The 22,982-nt window shown below is 36.5% G+C and carries 20 protein-coding genes; 16 read left to right on the top strand and 4 right to left on the bottom strand.

Going from position 1 to position 22,982, the window contains the following annotated elements; all coding sequences use genetic code 11:
• The first annotated feature begins 107 nt into the window (after positions 1-107).
• The 8 genes from L6773_RS18855 to L6773_RS18890 all read left to right on the top strand — a co-directional run bounded on the left by L6773_RS18855 (position 108) and on the right by L6773_RS18890 (position 8,716).
• Positions 108-1,124: an N-acetylneuraminate synthase family protein gene (locus L6773_RS18855; RefSeq protein WP_237856102.1), complete on the top strand. Its 1,017-nt coding sequence runs from the start codon at positions 108-110 to the stop codon at positions 1,122-1,124.
• On the top strand, positions 1,124-2,566 hold the full coding sequence (locus tag L6773_RS18860) for an HTTM domain-containing protein (RefSeq protein WP_237856103.1): 1,443 nt from the start codon (positions 1,124-1,126) through the stop codon (positions 2,564-2,566). Before L6773_RS18855 ends, L6773_RS18860 begins: the two co-directional genes overlap by 1 nt.
• Positions 2,563-3,765 (top strand): ATP-grasp domain-containing protein, encoded by a 1,203-nt coding sequence (locus L6773_RS18865; RefSeq protein ID WP_237856104.1) that lies wholly within the window; start codon positions 2,563-2,565, stop codon positions 3,763-3,765. The genes L6773_RS18860 and L6773_RS18865 overlap by 4 nt, the downstream gene beginning before the upstream one ends.
• A gap of 87 nt (positions 3,766-3,852) precedes the next feature.
• Positions 3,853-4,686: an amidohydrolase family protein gene (locus L6773_RS18870; RefSeq protein WP_237856106.1), complete on the top strand. Its 834-nt coding sequence runs from the start codon at positions 3,853-3,855 to the stop codon at positions 4,684-4,686.
• 15 nt (positions 4,687-4,701) lie between these two features.
• Positions 4,702-5,676, top strand: coding sequence for a glycosyltransferase (locus L6773_RS18875; RefSeq protein WP_237856107.1), 975 nt, complete (start codon positions 4,702-4,704; stop codon positions 5,674-5,676).
• Positions 5,677-5,790: 114 nt separating this feature from the next.
• Positions 5,791-6,477: a PIG-L deacetylase family protein gene (locus tag L6773_RS18880; protein ID WP_369431601.1), complete on the top strand. Its 687-nt coding sequence runs from the start codon at positions 5,791-5,793 to the stop codon at positions 6,475-6,477.
• Positions 6,478-6,511: 34 nt separating this feature from the next.
• Positions 6,512-7,936 carry a surface carbohydrate biosynthesis protein gene (locus tag L6773_RS18885; protein WP_237856109.1) on the top strand — a complete coding sequence of 475 codons (1,425 nt, stop codon included), beginning with the start codon at positions 6,512-6,514 and terminating at the stop codon, positions 7,934-7,936.
• A gap of 6 nt (positions 7,937-7,942) precedes the next feature.
• On the top strand, positions 7,943-8,716 hold the full coding sequence (locus L6773_RS18890) for a hypothetical protein (protein WP_237856110.1): 774 nt from the start codon (positions 7,943-7,945) through the stop codon (positions 8,714-8,716).
• Between the two features lie 7 nt (positions 8,717-8,723).
• Here L6773_RS18890 and L6773_RS18895 read toward each other — a convergent pair whose 3' ends face one another.
• A complete protein-coding gene (locus L6773_RS18895) occupies positions 8,724-9,647 on the bottom strand; it encodes a hypothetical protein (protein ID WP_237856111.1) in 924 nt (307 codons plus the stop codon).
• Positions 9,648-9,930: 283 nt separating this feature from the next.
• Here L6773_RS18895 and L6773_RS18900 point away from each other — a divergent pair, with 283 nt between their 5' ends.
• Both L6773_RS18900 and L6773_RS18905 read left to right on the top strand, forming a co-directional pair.
• Positions 9,931-10,086 carry a hypothetical protein gene (locus tag L6773_RS18900; RefSeq protein ID WP_237856112.1) on the top strand — a complete coding sequence of 52 codons (156 nt, stop codon included), beginning with the start codon at positions 9,931-9,933 and terminating at the stop codon, positions 10,084-10,086.
• Positions 10,087-10,574: 488 nt separating this feature from the next.
• The gene (locus L6773_RS18905) at positions 10,575-11,009 is read left to right on the top strand and encodes a glycosyltransferase (RefSeq protein WP_237856113.1); all 435 of its coding nucleotides are present in this window, start codon (positions 10,575-10,577) and stop codon (positions 11,007-11,009) included.
• On the opposite strand, the gene L6773_RS18910 is transcribed toward L6773_RS18905, so the two are convergent.
• Positions 11,006-11,815, bottom strand: a complete 810-nt coding sequence (locus tag L6773_RS18910; RefSeq protein ID WP_237856114.1) for a hypothetical protein — start codon at positions 11,813-11,815, stop codon at positions 11,006-11,008. The genes L6773_RS18905 and L6773_RS18910 overlap by 4 nt on opposite strands.
• Before the next feature lie 433 nt (positions 11,816-12,248).
• Here L6773_RS18910 and L6773_RS18915 point away from each other — a divergent pair, with 433 nt between their 5' ends.
• From L6773_RS18915 to L6773_RS18925, 3 genes are all read left to right on the top strand, one after another.
• Positions 12,249-13,253 carry a sulfotransferase domain-containing protein gene (locus L6773_RS18915; protein WP_255727800.1) on the top strand — a complete coding sequence of 335 codons (1,005 nt, stop codon included), beginning with the start codon at positions 12,249-12,251 and terminating at the stop codon, positions 13,251-13,253.
• Positions 13,254-13,336: 83 nt separating this feature from the next.
• Positions 13,337-14,284 carry a hypothetical protein gene (locus L6773_RS18920; RefSeq protein ID WP_237856116.1) on the top strand — a complete coding sequence of 316 codons (948 nt, stop codon included), beginning with the start codon at positions 13,337-13,339 and terminating at the stop codon, positions 14,282-14,284.
• Between the two features lie 31 nt (positions 14,285-14,315).
• Positions 14,316-15,452 carry a glycosyltransferase family 4 protein gene (locus L6773_RS18925; RefSeq protein ID WP_237856117.1) on the top strand — a complete coding sequence of 379 codons (1,137 nt, stop codon included), beginning with the start codon at positions 14,316-14,318 and terminating at the stop codon, positions 15,450-15,452.
• Positions 15,453-15,589: 137 nt separating this feature from the next.
• Here the strand turns inward: L6773_RS18925 and L6773_RS18930 are convergent, their stop codons facing one another.
• Positions 15,590-16,789, bottom strand: coding sequence for an O-antigen ligase family protein (locus L6773_RS18930; RefSeq protein WP_237856118.1), 1,200 nt, complete (start codon positions 16,787-16,789; stop codon positions 15,590-15,592).
• A gap of 15 nt (positions 16,790-16,804) precedes the next feature.
• A complete protein-coding gene (locus L6773_RS18935; protein WP_237856119.1) occupies positions 16,805-17,899 on the bottom strand; it encodes a glycosyltransferase in 1,095 nt (364 codons plus the stop codon).
• A 207-nt stretch (positions 17,900-18,106) separates the two neighbouring features.
• On the opposite strand from L6773_RS18935, the gene wecB reads away from it, so the two are divergent.
• The 3 genes from wecB to L6773_RS18950 all read left to right on the top strand — a co-directional run.
• On the top strand, positions 18,107-19,258 hold the full coding sequence (gene wecB / locus L6773_RS18940) for a non-hydrolyzing UDP-N-acetylglucosamine 2-epimerase (RefSeq protein ID WP_237856122.1): 1,152 nt from the start codon (positions 18,107-18,109) through the stop codon (positions 19,256-19,258).
• Positions 19,259-19,630: 372 nt separating this feature from the next.
• Positions 19,631-22,528, top strand: a complete 2,898-nt coding sequence (locus L6773_RS18945) for an Ig-like domain-containing protein (RefSeq protein WP_237856123.1) — start codon at positions 19,631-19,633, stop codon at positions 22,526-22,528.
• Positions 22,529-22,792: 264 nt separating this feature from the next.
• A partial coding sequence (locus tag L6773_RS18950) for a hypothetical protein (protein ID WP_237856124.1) occupies positions 22,793-22,982 on the top strand: 190 nt, incomplete at its 3' end.

Here is a 22,982-nt window from a genome sequence, read left to right on the forward strand (position 1 = left end):
ACGATCACGGATAAATAAAAATTGAAAGAAAGGGTACTGATAGTTTTTTTGTTTTCCATCAGTGACAACCTTTTAAATTTTGGCTAACAAAAGAAAAAAATTTACAGATGAAGGAAATAACGATTAATTCAAGTTTATCAATTGGGGGTGAAAAGACTTTTGTCATTGCAGAAATCGGCTCAAACCATAACCAGAGCCTTGAGATGGCATTTGAAACGATTGATGCTGCAAAAGACGCCGGGGCCGATGCTGTTAAATTTCAATCCCTGAACAGGGAGAAATTGTACTACGATCCAACTCCTGAAATTGTTGAACTGTACAATAAGATAGACCTGGAAGAGGACTGGCATTATAAGCTGGATGAATATTGTAAGCAGAAAGATATCCTGTTTTTTTCCTCTCCAACGTACCTGGATGCCGTTGATATTCTTGAAGATATTGAGGTGCCAATTTATAAGTTAGCTTCAGCACAGATTGGTTCTTTCCCGCAAATTATTGAAAGAGTTGCAAATCTTGGAAAACCTGTTATACTGTCAACCGGCTTAGTTACTTACGGGGAATTGGATAAGGTGATGCAGATCTTTAAGAAAGCCGGGAATGAAAAGATATGTATTCTTCACTGCAATAGTATCTATCCCACTCCATTTCACAGGGTACATTTGCCTATTATGAACATCTATAAGACAATGTATGATGTACAGGTGGGATTTTCAGACCACACGCCGGACGTATTTGCACCTGTTGCTGCTGTTACAATGGGGGCAAAAGTCATTGAAAAACACTTTACACTTAGTAAAGATTTACCTGTTCCGGATGCACCCATTTCGATCGATCCTGATGAATTTAAGAGAATGGTAGAGGGTATTAGGGCTGCTGAACAGGTTATTAAACCGGCTGTAAGGATGAAAATTGAAGAAGAGGAAAAAGAATTTAAAGATTCTCTTCAGATGGTATTGGTTACGAAGAAAGGGAAGAAAAAAGGCGATACTGTAGAAAAAGATGATTTCAGATTCTTACGACACTCAGAAGGAATTAACTGTAAAGAGATAGATACAGTTCTTAACAAAAAGTATACAACGAATATTGATGAGGGCACTTTGTTGCAACCTATGCACATTGGGTAATGAGGATCCTTAACTTTTTATTATTCCTTGCAGTTGCCGGTTGGGCAATTATCTTAATTCACACGCCGGATTTTTTTATACCGGATACCGCTTCAAAAGAGATTATTGTCACAGCTTTTCGGATTTCTGTTGGATTACTGCTTCTCGTTAAACTGTTAAGAACATTGCCGGGACTCCCGTTGATTTTTGGTATGGGCAATGAACGGTCAGTATATGTAGTTACACTCTGTGCATTGTGGGTTTTGGCATCTCTACTGCTAATTATTGGCCTCTTCACTTTTTTTGCAGCTCTGGTTCTTGTAATTACTCACAGTCTCTTCTACCTAAAGAGCTATTATTACTCAATTGGGGAAAATTATTTCCAAAACACGGTCTTTCATTTGCCATTTCTAGGCTTAGGTGGATATTATTCTGTTGATGCATATATCGGTTTTGATTTCATACCTGAAACCAGTTTTGCGTGGGCATCTTATTTTGTACTCAATGGTATTATTATGTTTTCGGCCGGATATCAAAAAATTAAAAGTCCTATGTGGAGGCAGGGCAAAGGAGCAATCTCTTTCTTAAATCTACCGCACCTGGTAAAGAAGCCCTTTGTGCCGTTTATTGACAAAATGGAATCGTTGATAAAACCCACCGGATACCTGATTATGCTGTGTGAGTTAATATTGATCTTTTCAATTATTTATCCAATCAGTTTTATTGCAGTTACTTCTGTACTTATCGTATTTGCAGTTTCTCTGTTCGTAATTGTTGATCTATCATTTATAGGTCAGATAACAGCCCTTAACCTGGTACTTTTGGGGTCCCTCTTTGCAATTCATCCGGTTGAACTTGATATGAACAATTTGGAATCATTTTCACACATAAGTGTTTTTTTTACAGTCATTGTTATATCGAGCAGTATCAGCATTTTTTTCCCTGTATTCACAAAAAAGACAGGTCTCAGTTCTGTGTTAAGAGTAATAAACGGTATAGCCGTTCCAATGAATGTATTTACAGAGCGCCATCAATATGGAATCTTTACGTGTCGTTTCGACTCAATTTCCCAATCCAAACAGGTATTAGCTGTTTTCGACGATAAAGGAAGGTTTGGTCGTTGGCAATACTGGCGCCCCAGGCAATTTCAAACGATGATGTATCCTATTACAGATTATTGTTTGATTCGGCAGCATTTTGGGAAAGAGGGCAGAGATAATCCAAAATTTAAGCAGTTGGTGGATATTTGTTACACTGCATTTAAAATTGGAGGTGTAGAACATGATAGTATTCAGATCTCTGTTAAATCAATCGAAGAAGATACTACCAGAGAATCTTATATTCATAAAAGTTGGACACCCATTTTTTCAGTCAGTTTTGAAAATGGTACAATTATCAATACAAACATTTGTGAACGTCCTCCAAACATAACGAAAAGCTTACGGGAGATTAGCCCTGCATGAACATTTTAATAATCGGTGCCGGCTGGGAGCAGCATGCTCTGATTCAACGAATCAAAGATCTCGGTCATCATATTATCGCTACACACCCAAAATCGGATGCTGAAAGTTTTCCACTTGCAGATGAGACTTTTGTTAAAGAAAGCCGTGACATAGAAGGCCATTTAGAAATTGCTGAAAAGGGCTCCATCGATGCCGTGGTAACAGATAATTGTGACTACTCGTTATATACAGCTTCAGTTATTGCAGCAAAATTAGATCTTCCATTTGCAAGTATTCAGTCAGCTGTCTTATCAAACGATAAATTTGAGCAAAGAGAGCAGGTCAGCAAGAATGAGATCAAACAACCAGGATATTACAAGGTCAGGGATTTAAATGAACTTAAGGAAGCAGCATCAATTCTTGGATACCCGGTCATACTCAAGCCTCTTGATAACCGGGGAACCTTTGGGATTACGGTTATAAGAAAAGAAGAGGAACTGAAAGATGCTTTTATTGATGCAGTTTCAAATTCATATTCCCATCAGCTTATTTGCGAACAGTTTATCGATGGCACTCTGGTTACAGTTGATGGTTTCTGTTTTAAAAATGGCCATCAATCACTCACGGTTGCTTCCAGTATTTCTGAAAAAGGGTCCAAACCGGTTACAAAAAGAACGATTTATCCGGCAAGTTTTTCAGATGAGTTAAATAATTGCCTGATGAATAACCATCATAAGGTTGTTGAGTCATTGGGATATGACTATGGACATACCCATGGAGAATATATGGTTACCGAAGATGAACAGATCTACTTTGTGGAATGTACAAATCGCGGAGGCGGAGTTTACATATCATCATTGATTGTACCACTGCTGACCGGAATTGACGTTAATAAAATGCTGGTTCAACAATCTTTAGGAAAGAAACTGGATATACCATTTAAAGAAAACCAGGGCATTGACTACATGAAACGATCGGTTGTGCTGGCATTCCATGATTTTAAAGTTGGCGGTACGATTAAAAGTATCAATCTTGAAGAGATGAGAAGCTTGGTATACACTGAAAGGTTTCGCACAATTTTTAAAGAAAATGATATTGTTGAAAGTGTTGAGAATTGCGCTGCCCGCCATACAGTTATCGTTGTTAAGGGAGAAAACGCCCGTGAAGCAGAGGAAAATTTCGAGCGGTTTAAAAGCAATTTAGATGTTCAATACACTTAAACAATTTATGTTTGATTAAGCATTTACGTATCATGACGGCTTTAGTTTTAGGAACAGAAATATGAATATTAAGCACCATTAATTGTGATGAAAGTTTTTGATTTTAATTTTCACCTGCCCTTTAAATCAGAAAAATTAGGCAATCGGTTGCAAGAAGATCTGACAATGGGGTTGAAGGACTTTATGGAAGGGTTTCATGTGCATAGAGATGTCCACAACAAGTCTGCCGATGGTCTGAACCTGATGCTTTTCAATCGAAGAAATATACGGGAAGATGGAGATCTTACACTGAAAGAAGTGATCCGGGAACTTCGAAATGAAAAAGAAAATTTAATTTTCACCAAATTAATCGATTTTAGAGATTCGGAGGTCTTTGATTTTTTAGAATACATTCAGGAAGCAGGTGTCTCTTTTATTAAATTTCATTCTTACCAGCAGCAAATTGGGCCTGAGGATTTTGAAAGGTGTCTGAAAGTCTCGGAATATGCCGAACAACTTGGGATAGCGATATGTATTGATACAAGCTTTGGTACAACAGGGCTTTATAAATACGACAACTTAGTTTTAAGTGCTCAAATTTGTGAGAAGATTGATGATGTTCCGGTTGTATTGCTGCACAGCGGGGGGCCAAGGGCAATAGATGCTATGTTGATAGCGGATTTGGTACCAAATGTTTATCTCGATACCTCTCTGACTATTGCATATTACGAGGGATCAAGGATTTGGGAGGATCTGGCATTTTCATATAAAAAGTTAGGTTCTCATCGCATTTTGTATGGTTCTGATTTTCCATATGTGGATGTCGACAAATCGATGGAAACTCACACGGATTTTTTTGATGCTTATGATTTTTCGCCACGGGAGATCGAAAATATACTTTTCAATAATACAGCTGAGTTAGTAAACAATTTGAATAGATAATAAAAAAAGGTTGCGGTGCTAATTTTAACTGAAGCCGGTAAAAATATTGGGTTAGGACATTTCATAAGATGTTCAGCAATTGCGGATCGCTTACATCATATAGGATTGGATGTCGAACTAGCTGTGGATTGGCGAGGAGAAAGCGATATCAACTCCTCATTCCAGCCTTTTTCATGGGATGAACTTAACGAGGTACTGAATTCTGCTGGGAAGTATAAATGCTGTTTAGTGGATTCTTATTTGGCCGGAGATAATCATTTTAAACAAATTGCAAATCACTTCGATTCAGTTGTAGTGATTGATGATTATCACCGGAGACACTCATTTAATGCCAATATGGTTATCAATCCTAATATTTATGGCGATAAAATTGAATATGGCCATAAAAGTATTGGTGGCCCGGATTATATTATTCTAAGAAAGAAGTTTAAATCACATATAAAACAGCGAGAAGTTGAACCGAATATTTCCAATATCGGAATCTCAGTTGGCGGGAATGACTATCGAAAAATCCTTCCAAAATTAATTGCAAGTCTTTCATCCACCCATACGCTACTACATGTATTTTGTGGAGATAAAGCATATAAAGAAGAGATAGAAACAAAATTTCAAGGATATGAAAAAATTTCCTGCTACGGGTTTTTGGAAGCTGCAGAGGTAGCGGGAGTTCTGAATAAGGTTGATGTAATGGTTTCCGGGGGTGGGCAATCACTCCACGAACTAGCATATGCGGGTATACCAACCATTGTTATTTGTATTGATAAAGACCAGGATTTAAATATTAATGCTTATCTTGAAACGGGATTTCTTACAGAAAAGAATAACTGGGATGACTCAAATCTTACTAAAAACGTGTTACGACAGATAGATGATCTGAAACCAATGTATGCGAGGAAAGAGTTATCGAATATTGGTAAGCAGCTTGTTGATGGCAAAGGCGTAGACAGAATTGTAAACATTATCAAGAAATTTGAACAATCAAGCATATAAAGATGAATGGTTTCGTTGCTTGAACGACAATAAAGCGCATTGTAATTTCACACTAACCTGAAAGAAATCAGATATTTTTTGAATAAAGCAGAGTGGTTTAACAAGCAAAAGATAATGGTAGTAGTTGCTCACCCTGACGATGAGATTTTGGGGTTAGGTGCTTCAATGAATCGACTTATCGAGGAACATGGTGCAGAGGTGCATGTAGTAATTTTGGGTGAAGGCCTTACATCCCGTTCAGAAAAAAGGGATCCCGAAAAGTGGGAAGATGATTTAGAGATTCATCGTGCTAACATTAAAGATGCACAACAAAAAATTGGCTACGATTCAGTCAGTATTTATGATTTTCCAGACAATCGGTTCGACACAGTTCCTCTGTTAGATTTCATAAAAACAGTAGAAAAAGAGAAGAAAACATTTCGCCCCGATATCATTTTTACGCATCACGGTGGTGATGTGAATATTGACCACCAGAGAACATTTGAAGCTGTTATCACCGCTTGCAGGCCAATGAAAGATGAAAATGTAAGCACTATTATCACATTTGAAACCCCCTCAGGCACCGAGTGGAGAGCTTCATCAGATCCACGCCATTTTGTACCTAACATGTTCATTTCTTTCAGTGAAGAACACCTCAAAAGCAAAACCGATGCAATGGAATGTTATAAGTTTGAAAAACGTGATTATCCACATCCAAGATCTGAAAAAGCTTTAGAGATTCGTGCAGCTTATTGGGGACAAAGTGTTGGCACCTCTTACGCAGAAGCATTTTATATAGTCCGGTCCATAATAAAGAATTAAGATTAATTTTCAGTAAAAGCATAACGCAGTTCGAATGAATATTTACATTCCAATAGAAATTAAAGCACGCGAACTCGAAGGCAGAGTACTTCTGGCACTGGCAGCTGCCGAAAGAGGGCACCTTGTAATTGTTGGAGAAAAGAAGGATACAATAGTCAAAGCCTCAAAGGGACAGTTTCCGCCGGGATTAGTCCATATGAAATCGATTACTCCTCACAAATCGATGCTTGAGTCCCTGCATACATTGAAAAAAAAGGGACACAATATCACAGTGCAGGATGAAGAGAGTGGCTTACTTGACGAATCTTATGATACATTTGCAAGACTTCGGTTTTCGGAAGAAACCATTGAATTAGTTGACAGAGTTTGTACCTGGGGGCATTACGATCATCGATCGCTTGAAAAAATGTACGCAGACTTGGATGAACATTTTTCGGTCACAGGATCTCCAAGAGTGGACTTCTGGAGAAAGGATTTTCACGATTACTACTCCAATATTGAAGAAGCTGAGACTATCAAGGGAAAACCGTACCTGATGGTTGTATCGAACTTTAGTGGTCCGCTTAATGTAAATCGATTTTGGGATATTATGGCCCGGCTTAATAAAGCCGGTTATTTTGCCAGGGAGGAGGGACGTGAAAAACATGAATTTGAAAATGCTGCATATCAAACCCGGCTGATTGGAGAATTTGTTTTTTTGATCAGAGAACTTGCCCATACATATCCTGATCATAATATACTGGTTCGTCCGCATCCTGTTGAATCAATAGAGGGATGGAGAAAGCTTATTGGTGAAGAGGTTTCAAATGTAGTTGTCGAAAGAGAGGGAACTATTAGCCGCTGGATACGTCACGCGAAGGTAATCATTCACAACGGATGCACAAGTGCCCTTGAAGCAGCTATTGCGGGTGAAAATAGAATTGCATACCGACCTATACCTTTTAAATTTGAAAGAGAAATTCCAAATAAGGTGAGTTTAAATGCTTATTCAATTGAAGAGGTGAAAAGCTTTATAAGCGATTTATTAAAAGGGGAGAACCTGCACCGGAAGGATCAGAATTATGAAGAGATTCAATCTTTAGTTAAGGATCGTTTTGAAGCAATCGATGATAAACTCGCTGCTGACAGAATAGTTGACGTTTGGGATGAAATTTCTAAATCAAATAGCTCTGAAAATACTCCTGAAGATTTTTTAAACCTTTCTTACCAGGGTAATCCGTCAGTAAAGAAGCAGATCAAAAAGACAGTAAAAAATGTAAGAGACACACTGACACTCAAATCAAATGGAAGCAAAAGTAAGCGGCTTTTAAAGAGCTATCATAAATTTCCAGAATTTACTGATGAAGAGATGAGTGGTATGCATATGAACCTGAGAAATACATTGAAACGTTTTGAAAAAGTTACCTGTAAAAGGCTTGGCAGAAAGTCGTTCCTGATGTATAACAAAGAGAAATATTAATATAAAATGCCCAAAACGGTTGAACTTATTGGCCCCTCGGGAGTAGGAAAAAGTTCCTTGTATTTTGCACTGCAAAAAAGGTGGCGTGTAAATGATGATTGGGCAATCTATCATGATTTTAAATACAAGCGAAAGAAATGGTCGCCCGAAGGAATACTTTTGAAATTGCAAAGTATGGCCTTCGCAGTGAGCAATACTGACTATATTTGGGATGAAGGAAAGATTTCGGACCAAAAAAAAGCGTTCGCTAACAGACATCCAGAATTTGTTGAAACATTTTTAGACTTGATACATGAACATGCAAAAGTAGGTTTTAATGGAGAGGATAAACGTTTCCAGGTAATATTTTTCATGTTTAAGTCTATTGAACGGATTAACAGGGTAATGGAAGATTTCTCAGATGACAGGGTTTGCCTGATTGATGAAGGACTTGTAAGTAGACTTATGCATTTGAATTCACCTTCATTTTCAAAAAAAGACGTGGAGCGATACATCAGTACTATGCCCTTGCCGGACGCAATTATCTATTTGAATACTGAAGCGGATGAAATTCTGAAAAGAATCGATAAAAGAGAAAAAACCTCAACTATTCATAGTGGTTTGACGGATAGTGAGATCATTGAGTCTACGAAAAATACTCAAGAGCTCATTGATTTTTCATTAAGTAAACTGGAAAAATCCGGTGTAGAAGTTTTACGGCTCAACGCAAAAAAACAAGTAAAAAGCCTGGCAGCGGAAACTATTGGTTTTTTTGAACAGATTTACCGGCAAGGACGGTAGAAACTCATTACGATTCTGTTCTCTTTTTCAACTTTTTTCCGACTGCTTCCAGAATATGGCCCGAGGTATAAAGTGAAGCATCCAAGAAACCTTTCTTTTTGATATTTTTTTTGATTCCGGCCCAGGTATATTCTTTCGTAAAAGGACCTTCAGAGTTGAGAATTTCCTCTACTTTTAATTCAATGTTTGAAACATCTAAACTCTTTTTTTCTTCCAAGCCAAGCTCTTCAAGAGCTTTACGGGTACTATCTTCAAAAAAACGCAGATCAGCTTTTGGCATCTTCCCGGATAATAATCCATCAACGGCTCCTTTCAAGACGACAATATAATCGGGGTCATCTACTGATTTTTTCTTCCATTCCTCCATTAACTGTGCAACCTGTTCGGCATGTTTAGTGGCATGAAAATACGCCTTCCTGTAGATGTCTCTGTAATACTGTTCATAATCATGGAGACCTGCTACATACTCGAATATTTTAGTTTTATGGCCGAGATTCTCCATTTTTTTTACGGTGAACTCTTCGGGCCTGATCTCCTGGCCATCCTCAGGTATAAAATCGAAGGCTTTCTCCAGATACTTATTTCTATAGACTCTGAATCCCGCCAGCCTGTGTTTCATCAAAATCTTATCATATATCATCGGTTTGAATGCAAACAGATCATCTGAAACTTTATTTGTAAGCCCGAATATATCTTTTAAAAAATCCTTTCTCGGTAATACATCTGCATCTATCGTTATCAGCCATTCTTTGTCACTTTTGATCCCGATTCTATAGGATTCGCGTAATGCCTCTTCGAAGGGAGTCAGTTGAATAACCTTTACATGCTTCTCAGAGAGTTGTTTCAATACAATATCCCTACAGACACTTTTAGTCCGCTCCCCGGCTGATCTAATTACAACGATAAAACTATTATTAGTTAAAGTACTCATCAGTGAATCAGGAGTTTAAAAATCGGATGTAATCTAAAGGTTATATTATTTGATAACCAGAATATTTGTCATTTGATTTTTGGAAATCTGGAATCGGATTCCTTCTAGTGACAAACCAAAATCTGTCACAGAATTAAAAAACTTAAACAGCTAAATTGGAAAAATATCGAGCAGAATATAGAAATCTGTTCGTTCTTATGAAGCTGGTTATCGGATTGAAATTGAATTATCTTCAGACCAGTTTAATCAAAAGTTATAGTGATTGAAAAGTAGTATCAATTAAATGAAAATTGCGGTTGTAAATACACATTTTGTAGATGAGATTGGGGGAAGCCAGTTACAATGCGATCTGAAAGCTGATGAATTAGAAAAGCGTGGTTACGATGTTACCTACCTTGCTATTAAAAAAAGACTGATTATTCGAGAAAGTATAAAGTAGTGGGAGTTGAACGGGACAGTAGCTCTATTGGCCGTGAACTTCTTAAGATTGATCCGGATATACTTTATTGGAGGTTTAATAAGAAATATTTTTACAAATCTGTAATAGCACTAAGCGGGAAGCAGACTAAAATAATTTTTGCAGTTTCAAATGCCAGAGACATAAAACCTTTTAACACAAAGTGGAGGGGAGAACTTACACTTTCAAATCTGTTTGAATTTGTTTTAAAGAATGTTGTGAGTCGGTTTAATCACTTAGGATTTTAGTATGTTGATGCATTGACTGTCAATAATGAGGAGCAATTAGGAATGCTTGATTTAAATATTCCAATTGAACGATATATTCCTAACGCAATTATTACGGAGAAAAAAGACTTCAGCTGGGATAAACCCTACGTTTTATGGGTAGGAAACCTAAAAAAAAGAAAACGCCCGAAATTTTTTGTAAAATTGTCTGAAAGATTCTAAAGTGCAGGAATAGATTTTCTAATGATCGGCAAACTTTCGGGAAATTCTTACAAATGGATTTCAGAAAAGAAAAAAACGCCAAAAAACCTGCACTACCTCGGCCCTAAACATGTAGAAATCGTAAATGCTGCCTTAGCTCAGTCACTCTTCCTGGTTACAACTTCAACGTCAGATGAAGGGTTCAGTAACAACATCATTCAAGCCTGGCTGCAAAAAAACTCGGTCGTTGCATTTGAATTTGATCCTGCCGGAATGATAAAAGAACATCAGGCAGGATTTGTGGCAAATAACGGATTCGAGGACTTTGCTGAAAAAACCAAGAATCTCATTGATAACAAACTCCTAAGAGAGGAGTTAGGTGTAAATGCTTTCGATTTTGCAAATCAACACTTTTCTACGAAAAAGACGGTTGACAAACTTGAATCCCTTTTTAAAGATATCATGAGAAGCAGCTAGTGGTCAATATTCCAAACTTTATCCCGGTTCATTTTTTTTATTTTCGACGGAACTAAAAGCCACATAAAATTCCATTCACTTCTGTGCATCCATCTGTAATCGTATGATATCTTTAAACCGGAGTTCGCTTCCTTCTTCATACGATTTCCAAGAATATTGATACTATTTGTGTTTTGAAAATCAGGTTTTCCTTCCAAATCTAAGTTTTCTTTCAAGTAGAGTTCCATTTTGGTTTGATCTAAACAAAAGAGATCGTAAGAAACGTCTATATAGTTGATACCCAACTCCTTAAGCCTCTTGTGATAAAAAAAGTAGGTTCGCCACCATCTAAGCACTGATTTATACTTATAACCCAAAGACATCTTTCGATTCTTTCTCCTGTTATTATCAATCTGAGATATGATCCATGAACGCAGATCTTTATAGATTATCACTACATTCAGATTATCTTTGAACTCCTTAGATAAAATTTTTAACCCGTCAATCGTCTTCGAAGAGTCAATGATCGTCTGATAATCGGAAAATTTTTCGGATTCAAGGATATAATGATACATATCAACATATTGTTCTTCGATGCTGTTGAAATTACCTGTCCTTGAGTGGATCTCCTTCCAAAAAGGATTCGTTTCGATCATACTTTGATCATAATCGGAAAGTTTATCAATCTCTCTATTTTGGAAATTCCGAATCGCTTTATAGGCCTCACCAATTCCTATCGATTTATTATAGGTAGATAAATAGTACTCCATCAACGTTGACCCACTGTGCCCAGGACAGAGAATGTAAATAATTCTTTTGTTACTCATTTTTAAAAATCCCATCTAAAAATAATTCGAAGCAATGTAGGAAATAGTATACAAGAGATGAAAGGGTTTTAAAATTTTAACAGTGAAAGAACAATCAAATTACAATGGTTCAATTGAAATAGATCAACTGAACTCTTCATCATAGTTTTCCCATAGTTACTGATGAACAGAATAGTATCAAACGGCAATTAGAGTTTTAATATGAGCTAAAGATTAGGATAAAAATATTTAAATCTTGAACATAAAAGTGTAATTTCAAATGCTTTGAATTCAAGGTAAGGTTGCTGTAAAAATTTGGGAAATTCGTATATGCAAACCGGACTTAAGTTACTCTAAATCAAATAATTGATAGAGCTAGCATCGAATCACTATTCAAGAATTGGTTTACATTGAATCCCCGGGCGATTAATAATTTTTTAAAAATGAATATAAAATGACGATCAGGAATAAAATTCCTTTTAGCTTTCGAAAATATAGCAACATTCATTTCCAGGGGGATCAGAATATTTTACTTTTTTCAACACCACGAAGCGGTTCTACCTGGTTGCTTGAGATGATAGCAGGTCAACCAAGGATAAAAACTGTAAGAGAACCTCTGAATATCAGGCTTGATCATATCTGTGAAATGCTTGGTTTTAACACGTGGGAGGAGCTATATGAAGAGAAAAATTTTCCCCTGATTTTGGAATATTTAAAGAGCTTTTCTAAAAATTCGAAGATACATTATCGTTTTAAAAAGGAAAAACCATTTACCGATACGTGGCACTTTATTACGAATCGATTACTTTATAAAATATTACACGGTTTAGAGAACAGGGTAGAGGAACTTACATATGAATTAGATGCAACCAGTATAGTTTTGATGCGGCATCCAATACCGGTTTCATTATCCAGGGAAGTTTTACCTCGCTTAGAAGCATATCAGAATAGTGATTACAAGAAACATTTTACTTCAAGTGAATTAGATTTAGCGAAACGAATTACAGATAACGGTTCAATTTTTGAAAAAGGAATTTTGAGTTGGTGTTTCCAAAACAAAGTACTCATAGAACAAAGTAAAGCAGGCCTATTACTTTCTTATGAAGAACTTGTTATGAACAGAGATTGTGTTCTTCCCAAAATATCGGATCATCTAAAACTGCCGGACCCTCAAAAAATGCTTAAAAGAAGCAGGAAAGCATCAGGATCAACTAGTAAATCAACAAAACGAAGCGTAAAGCTCTTAAAAGAAGTAAGAATGGGGGAGAAGAGTTATCTGAAATTGATTGAGAAGTGGAAAACGAAAACTTCATCCGAGATGATTGAGAAAGCTCAACATATCCTCGATGAATTTGAGATTTCAGCTTACCGTGCTGAAGCAATCATGCCCACTAAGGATTTTTTAATTTGTCGAGATTCTTACAGTGATAACGAACAAAAACAAAATAAAAGAAATTGAACCGGCTAATTTTCAGTATTCATAAGGAGATAAATAAACATTTTTTAAATGTTTTTTAGCCTGTCAGAATTTTTCAATCCAATATGCCAGATAATAAATTATTTACAGTGACAGTTCGTTCTACCGGCGAAAGAACTGAAAAAGCCTGTATACAGTCGCTACTAGATGAAGGTATTGAGAAGTCTCAAATACATCTAATCAAAGAAGCACCCTTTAAAAAGTCCTTAGAAACCTGTTTTAAAAAAGCCATTGAAGCTGAAAGTAAGTGGTTGCTTACATTCGATGCAGATATGATTCTAATACCGGGGATGCTGAGTGGTTTTTTTGAGATGGCCGAAGAAATGCCGGAAGAAAATCTGCAAATACAGGGAAAGATATTAGATAAATTTTTTGCGTCAGTGAGAAGTGGCGGACCAAGGATTTATAGAGTAATCTATTTGCAGAAAGCATATGAAATTTCGAAAAATTTACCTGATAATATTAGGCCAGAAAGTAATGTAATTTCATGCCTGGGTAAGCAGGGACACCCTTCAAGGTACATTTCAACGGTCATTTGCATACACGATTTCGGCCAGTATTACGCAGATATCTACAGGAAGTCCTATGCCCATTCGATTAAACACATTAAAAAATTACCGAAAATTTTAAAGAACACAGCTTATCGAAATGCAAATGACCCGGACTATAAAGTATTCATTAAAGGTATTTTTGACAGTTTATTAAGTAATACGGATGTAAGTATTGACAAACGTATCTTGAAAGAGGAGACTACCGAAGCACTTAATCAAATAGATATTCATGAAAAAAATGATGTTCCTGATTCTATTGACGTTCCGCAAATCTTAAAGCAATATTCGATATCGGATTTCTATCTTTCTTTTGATGAATGTAATTATAAAGATGTTCCCAGTAATCCCACCGGTTTAGTTTCACAAAATTTAAATAACAAAGGTTTTATGAAGGGATTGATCTTTTTATTTGGCCTTTCTCTTACAAGAATTGGTGAGTACTTTCAGCGATTGGTTAAATAGAATTTGAAATTTTTTACCATACCTTCAGGTGATGCAAGAAAAAAAAATTATGATTTTCCTGGGCTCTCTTACAAGTGGAGGTGCTGAGAGAGTAGCAAGTGTTTTATCTAAGTATTTAGTTGATCAAACCAACTACAAAGTCGTTGTTGTAACGTTAGACGGCACTGAAAGAGATTTCTATACACTTGACAACAAGGTGAAAAGAGTAGCAATGGATGTTGCTCATGAGACGAAAGGATTTAGCAAATATTTTTCAAACATCAAGAGAGTTTTATCATTCAGAAAAGTGGTAAAAGAAGAAAACCCTGATATTATTTTAGTTATGATGACTCGTTATGCAGTCATAGCTTTAATAGCAACCATATTCTCTAATATGCGTGTTATTGTTTCAGAGAGAAATTACCCGGGTAAAAGGAAGAATCACAGAATGTGGGATTTTTTGAGAAAGTATACATATCGTTTTGCAGATCTACATGTGGTACAAACAAAAAAAATAGCCGATTGGTTAGAGAAGAACACATTTTCCAAAAATTTTAAAATTGTTCCGAATTCAATCTCTTGGCCACTTCCCAATTATGAGCCAACTTTAGAACCATCAGATTATCTTGATGATAAGGATAAATTGATTTTGGCGGTTGGTACGATCAAAGAGCAAAAAGGATTTGACCTTTTGTTAGATGCAGTTAAAGATATACTTCCTGCTTATCCGGGCTGGAAGCTGATAATTATTGGGGAGGAAAAAAAAGATTCAAATGAGAAATTAAGACAGAAATTAGAGCGTAAGATTGTTCAAAGTGGTCTTTCCGAACAAATTTTAATGCCTGGTAGAGCTGGAAATATAGGGGTTTGGTATAATCGTGCAGATATTTTTGTGTTGAGCTCCCGGTTTGAGGGATTTCCAAATGTACTTCTTGAAGCGATGTCTTCTGGATGTGCTTGTATCTCATTCGACTGTGATACGGGGCCATCCGATATGATTGATAATTATAAGAACGGGATCTTAGTACCGGATGGTGACATAAAGGAAATGGAAACAGCTATTCAATTTTTAATTCAGAATCCCAAGCGAAGAGAAGTATTTGGAAGAGAGGCAATGAAAATGAGAACTAAATATTCCGAAGAGAACATACTTGAGCAATGGGTTGAGGTTTTAAATTCGTTTATGTGATGAATCATTAAATTAAATCAGATGAGATCAACAGTATTAATTGTCGAATCCACTATTAAGAAAATAATTTGATAAAATATTCCGGAGAGATTTAACTTTTAATCTCAGAGAATGATATTTATGAGTGTCAAATTCTATTATTTAGAATATGTTCTCTTTTCAATGGTTTTTTCAGTAACAATGACCAAAAGAATGGCCACAGCAATAAATACTCTCGACTCATAAAAATTAGAAGACTTAAAATACTCAGCAAATAAAAATACATACATAGCCAGGACTGGAATCCATAATCTGGATTTTAAGTGATATTTTTTAAAGAACGAGTATGTTCTGATAACCGGGTATACACAGATAATGATTAAGAGTATTGCCGGAAAAATGCCACCATCCACTAAAACCTGTAGGAACAGATTATGGGGGTAATAATCGGGACGTCCAACGGATATGATTCCACTGTTTCCCAAGCCGTATCCAATGAGTGGAGCTTCTAAAAAACCAATGATTGAGTTTCCCCAAAGATTTTCTCTTCCGCCTAAAGACCCTCCAAGTAGATCAAGGAACCTTGCAGCCGTCCGTTCAATTTGGCTTGCTGCCAGTATTACAAATCCAATGGAGAAGAATCCTAAAATTCTCAAACTTTTATTTTTAAACCACTCCGTAAGTGAATAACTTTTTTTTCGATTAGTTTTGAAATAGTAAAGAGTCATTAGTACAGCAAGCCCCACACCCACAATCAAGGAGCCCCTGGCAAGTGATGCAGCAAGTCCAATGTATAAGAAAACAGTAATGAATGCCGCTTTCTTTCCTTTGTATTCGGGATAAAACAAAAGCATCGAAAAACTGGTTATTGCTCCCATTCCAATCAATTGAGACCAAGCAAGGTAGCCAATATCTAGATATCCTCTCAGGCTTCGGGTAGTAAGATATTGATAGAAAAGCATAGCTGTAACGAACACTGCAAAAATGATAATCCATTTCAGGAAATAGTAAGCAGATTCCTTATTGAAACTTATAATTACAGATAAAGCTATAAATAATAGAAATAATATCTTGAGGATATCTTGTTGCACCGGAACATTATTTACGTTCCATGAAGCAGAAATAATCAGATAAACAAAGAGTACAATTATTAAATAAAAATAGGAGACTGTATAAGCGTCAAATATTTTAGTCCCTTTTGAGTAGATTTTCATTAACCCGGTCGCTATCAATAAAAATGATGGAAAGATTAGCAATAGAACCGGTCCGCCGGCTAAAATATCACTCCTGATAATCGGCATAGCTGCTAGTAAAGCGAGCGAAAAACCATTAATTCGATCTAAAGTTTCAAACTTCATGCTTTTAGAAAAAACTTATTCTTTTAGACTTGTTATAGTCATTTCAATTTTTGCCAGCTGGTCTGATAATTTAAAGGAGTTTTTTACAGTTTTTTTTGCATTTTCGCCGTGATTTTTTGCAAGCTTTAAATTATCTAAATAAGAAGAGATTGCGAGGCTCAGTTGTTCTGAATCGTCAACGTCTACTAATGTTCCATTGTTTTTATCAATTATTTCATTCGGCCCGTTTTTACAGTTTGCAGCAATTACCGTTTTTCCCAGGGCCATTGCTTCAAGCAAAATATTCGGAAATCCTTCACTTCGGGAAGGCAAAATAAAGATATCCCCTAAATTTAAATAGGGGAATGGGTTTTTCTTTTGACCAAAGAAAAATACATTTGATTCAATTTCGAAATCTTTACACATAACCTTGTAATCGTTCATCTTTGAACCCTCTCCGACTACAATTAGCTGTGTTTGGTAGCTGCTTTTCAGATTCATTAAAGCATTAATCAGTACGTCAAGTCCTTTTCTATGAATTAGACGTCCCACAAAGACTAACTTTGGAGTTGCGTCTTTCAGTTCATCCGGGAGTTCAACCGGTTTCTTGCTAAGCTCCTGAATATGGTTAATATCCACTCCATTATGTATTACTTTGATTTTATTCTCCTGAATATCAAACCATTTAATGCAGTTCTGTCTTGTAGCTTCTGAGACTGAAATTATTTGATCAGTCTTTTTTAACATGAAACGATATATCAGTTTTTTAATAAGACTGTGGTTCGACATGTCCAAGGAAGCTGACAAGAAAAGGACATTAGGGATACCGGTAATCATTGACACTAAGGTGCATAATAGGTTCGTAGTCCAGGCACGACTTACTAAGATCTGGGTTCCGTTCTTCTTAATAATAGAAGCAATTGAGTAAATATTATAAACAAGGAACAGGAAAGAGTTTTGAGAATTTAAATATTGAACCGGAACCTTGAAATGGGGTTCAAAAAAATCTTCATCTTCAACGGATATTGTAAGAACAGTATGTCCTTTTTGTTTTAAATAATTTACGATATATGCTGCTTGTCTTTCAGTTCCACCTGCCTTTAAGTATGGCAGAATCATGGTAATCTTCATGAATAGAAGAGATCTGTTAAAATTGTTAAGATAGTAATCTGTGCAGACAAGTTAACAATTAGTTTTTTAGCTATTCAGTTTATTAATCAAGATTTGTTTGCGTGGATAAATTCAAGATCTTTAGCCTTAATCAATATGTAATTCTTAGTAATCTTAAAGAAATTGCTATCACTTTTACTAAAAAAAATCAAATAAAGACTTTCTAAAATGGTTTTAGATATCATTGCGGGTGCACGACCGAATTTTATGAAAATTGCACCCATCATCAAGGCAATACAGAAAAAACAGGAAGAGGAATTGGACATCAATTTCCGACTTATCCATACTGGGCAGCATTATGATAAAAATATGAGCCAGGCCTTTTTTAATGAATTGGGCATTCCAAAACCTGATAATAATTTAGGTGCCGGCGGTGGGTCACAAGCTGAGCAGACAGCAAAGATTATGATCGAATATGAGAAGCTGCTGGAAGAAGAAAATCCAGATTTGTGTGTTGTTGTAGGGGATGTAACTTCCACAATGGCGTGCTCAATTACTGCAAAAAAAGCCGGAGTTAGGGTAGCTCATGTGGAAGGAGGTATACGTTCCGGAGACTGGACGATGCCGGAAGAGATCAACCGGATGGTAACCGACCGAATTTCTGATTTTTTCTTCACAACTTCTGAATTTGCCAATAAGAATTTACTAAGAGAGGGAATTTCTGATGATCAAATATTTTTTGTTGGAAATACGATGATCGACACTTTGCTGGGTAACCTTGATAGATTAATAAAGCCTGCTATTTGGGAGAGCTTAGATCTATCGGGTGGAAACTACTTAGTAATGACTCTCCACAGGCCGGCAAATGTTGATGAAGAAAAAAATTTGAAATCTTTGATTGATAACATTATTAAAGCATTGGATGGTTTACCCATTGTTTTTCCGGTTCACCCAAGAACCCGTCAAATTTTAGAAAATTTAGACATTCAAGACAGCTCTATTCACTTTATAGATCCGTTAGGATACCTGGAATTTATCTACCTTGTAAAATACTCTCGTGCTGTGATCACAGACTCCGGTGGAATCACCGAAGAAACAACAGTGCTAAATGTTCCTTGTCTGACACTTCGTGATAATACTGAGAGGCCGGAAACCATTCTAATTGGAACCAACGAACTGATTGGAACAGACCCGGAAGCAATAAAACCGGCGATAAATAAACTATTGAAAGGGAACTGGAAGGCGGGTTCAACCCCGGAGAAATGGGATGGAAATACGGCCGAAAATATAGTTGACATCATTTTAAATCTCTATGCAATAGGCGCACTCGAAAAACAGGGCAGTTTCGTTGATGAGACATTGTTATTCAATGGAAAATAATCCAAATAAGATATCTGTTTAACTGCACAATCCGGATGTTAAACGATATATTGAGTTATCATCATTTTGTCTTACTGAAACATTTCACATGCAACTCTGCATGAATGAATTACAAATTTTATTCTGTTACTGTTTGGTAAGCAAAAATGATTACCTATTTTAGCCCCCTCACTAAAATTTGCCAGTTGCTTAAAAAATTACTGATTAAGAATTTAGGTATTGATATTGAAAATGTAACTCTACCGATGAATCAAAGAAATGGCCAAAAACAGGTGGCAAATAGTTTCAGTGCGTATATGATAAACTATAAAGTATTCATTCATCAGGTTTTTATTGGCTCGTTTCTTTACTCATTGTACATGTAAAGTTTCTATGTTAAACAAGTTGTCTGCAGGCAAGAAGTTATTTTTAATTACTCTTCTTTTTTTTGCTGGTGTCACAAATTTGATGGCCCAGGACGATGAAATAGTATATTTGGAATATGCACCCGGTCACGATCCGTTGAGAAGTATCCTTGTAAACTGGATTACTGATTCAGATGATGCTGATCCGGAGTTAGAATATCGTGAAGAGGGAGAATCGGATTGGACAGAGGTGAGCGGGTCCGATAACAGAATTCCTATTTCAGGTCCAAATTCAGGAAAAAGACGTAACAGTGTTCTTATAAACAACCTTTCACCTGACAGGTCTTATGAAATACGCGTTGAAGGTAAAGTTGAACGTTTCAGGACACCTCCATCGGATGGTAATGATTTAAGATTTATCATTGGCGGAGATATGTATGATGGCAATTCTGAAGATATTGTGAGATTTACCGAATTGAGCAAAAAAGCAGTTGACAGAAACCCACATTTTGCAGTTGTAGGTGGTGATATAGTAAATGCAAATGCCGATCCGGATGTTGCACCTCAGCGTTGGCAAATTTTCATGAGAAAATGGTATGAGCAGATGCGGACGTCAGAAAACGAACTAATTCCATTTATAGCAATTATTGGTAATAATGATGTGCCAAATGATTTTGGAGACGAGCCGCAAGATGCCAGTTACTTTCATTCATATTTTAGTTACCCGGGTTTTCAGGGATATGGAGCTCTTGACTTTGGAGATTTTCTCAGAATAATAACGCTGAATACCAGTCATACCGTACCCATTGAAGGGACACAAACGGAATGGTTAGAGGATCGTATTTCTGAGGTAAACGGTTCCATCGACAATGTCTTACCGATCTATCACGTTGCCGCTTTTCCCTCTGTTGAAAATTTTAATAATGAATACAGCACTAAAGTCAGAGAGAATTGGAAACCGATATTTGAGAATTATGGTGTTGAATATGTATTTGAACATGACAACCATGCATATAAAAAGGTTAATTCAAATAATGGAGTGACCTATTTAGGCGATGGTGGATGGGGTATTGAAAGTCGACTTCCAAAGAGACTCATAAGTATTATTAAGTTAGATGAATATGCAAAAGTGAATCATTTGCAGTTTTTAGAGCTAAATGATTCCGGAGTAGATGTTGAACAAATTTTTTACCTGGAACCACCAACCTTAAAAGATCCTTCAAATATTACTGAAAATGGGTTTCGAGCTGAATGGGTTTCTATGGAGGGAGTTGATAATTACAGGATTACATTATCACGAGATGATGAATTTGACGATATCGTTTCTGGGTTAGACAATGTTTTTGTTTCTGGTGGTGATTCTGAGGGATTTACATTTTCGGGATTAGAAACCAATGAAACCTATTATTATAGAGTAAAGGCTGAAATAAGCTCAAATGTTAGTAATACCATTTCAGGTGAATTTGAGGAAGAAAGTATTCGAATCTCTACTGTTGATCCCGATGAGTCAACAGTTGTCACTGAGGCAGATGAAGTTACTGCAGATGGTAATGACAAGACAAGAATTATCGTAAGATTGAAAGATGAAGATGGTTTTAAGATTCCGGGAGTGCGGGTTGATATTGATGCAAGTCTTGCAGGAGCGAATATTGATCAAATCAGAGAGGTCACAAACTCAGATGGAGAAGCAATTTTTGAGGTTACCAGTACAATTCCCGGAACAATAACATTTACGGCAGAAGCTGAGAGGCCCTCAGGCATTATGGAAATTTCTGAGAAGATAGAAATTGATTTTATCCCGGAAGCCCCAATTTCGTTGAATGCAACAGAAGTTGATAACAATGGTTTTATAGCAAACTGGGAAATCGTTGAAGGTGCAGATTCCTATCTATTAGATGTATCTGCAGATGAGAGTTTTGAATCATTCGTACCAGGGTATAAGGGACTTGATGTTGGTTTTACCACTGATTTTGAAATCTCGGATGTAGATCCGGGGTCTATCTATTATTACCGAGTTCGAGCTGAAAAGGATGGATTAAGAAGCAAAAATTCGCAAACTGTTGATGTTACAACTTACCCGAATTCTCCAATTTCGAATTCTTCCGGTAATGTTGGAGCTACAATCATTAATATTAACTGGAATGATGCAGAGGGTGCGCAAGAATATTTACTCGATGTGGCCAAAGATCAGGAGTTTACAGATTACGTTTCTGATTTTGAAAGGCTTAATATTGGAAACCAAACTTCCTATGAGGTATCCAACCTTGTACCCGGTACAACTTACTACTTTAGAGTTCGGTCAAAAGCATTTACGCGACTAAGTGAACCTTCAGCTACTGTAGATGTTGAAACAGCTGAAATAGGTGTTGCTCAATCTGAATTAACTTCTTCTCAATTAAGAGTTCTTGCCAATGGGGAGCAAGAGAATACAATCACAATTTTACTCAGAGATTCTGACAATAAAAATATTGAAGGGGAGAAGATAACTCTGGTCTCCAATATATCCGATACTGAAATTCGATCCATTCAAACAATTACAGATGAAGATGGAGTAGCAATACATGCTGTATCAAGTAACAAGCCGGGTGAAGCAACCTATACTGCATATGTTGCCGGTACCTACAAAGTTGGTGAATTATCGATTGAGTTTCTTCCCGTTGAAGGATCTTTAAAGTTGGGGGATAATTATCCTAACCCATTTAATAATCAGGCAACGATACCCGTTACAGTTCCCAACCAGATGCAGGTTAAAATTACGATATCAAATATTCTCGGTGAATCAGTTAAAACAGTTATAGATCAAAGTCTTGAGTCAGGATATTACGAGATTCCAGTTAACTTACAAGATGTTGCATCGGGCACATATTTCTATAGACTTTGGGCTGACGACCAAATAAATACAAAAAAGATGTTGTTGGTTAAATAAACGTACTACTTCAAAGTGTTAGCTTACCTAATATTTCAAAAAGATCTTCAATTAGATCTTAAAAATTTGAATTGTTTCTGTAAATTGTCCCGGTAAAGTTTCGTAGTGTAGTTGAAAAGGCACATTTTGCATTCATTTGAAATAGTGAAATCATGTTGATGTACTTTTTGAAAAATGATAATAAAGAACGTTAGACATAAGAACTTCCCTGGTATCCTTGTAAAATAAACATCTGTTATTTTAAGGGGGACTAAATCAGCGCATATGCTATTAAATCGAACAAATTTTCAACTCCTGGTTCTTGTAGTTTTATTAATTATTCCCGGACTGGTGGTGGCTCAGGACGAGCCACTGACAGGACAAGAGAGGATTAAACTTGAGCAGATCCGGGAGTCGCTCATCCAGCAGGGATTTTTGCAGCAGTCGGTTCAGACTGTAGACCCTGAAGCACAAA

Source organism: Rhodohalobacter sulfatireducens (assembly GCF_022012475.1).
GTDB lineage: Bacteria > Bacteroidota > Rhodothermia > Balneolales > Balneolaceae > Rhodohalobacter > Rhodohalobacter sulfatireducens.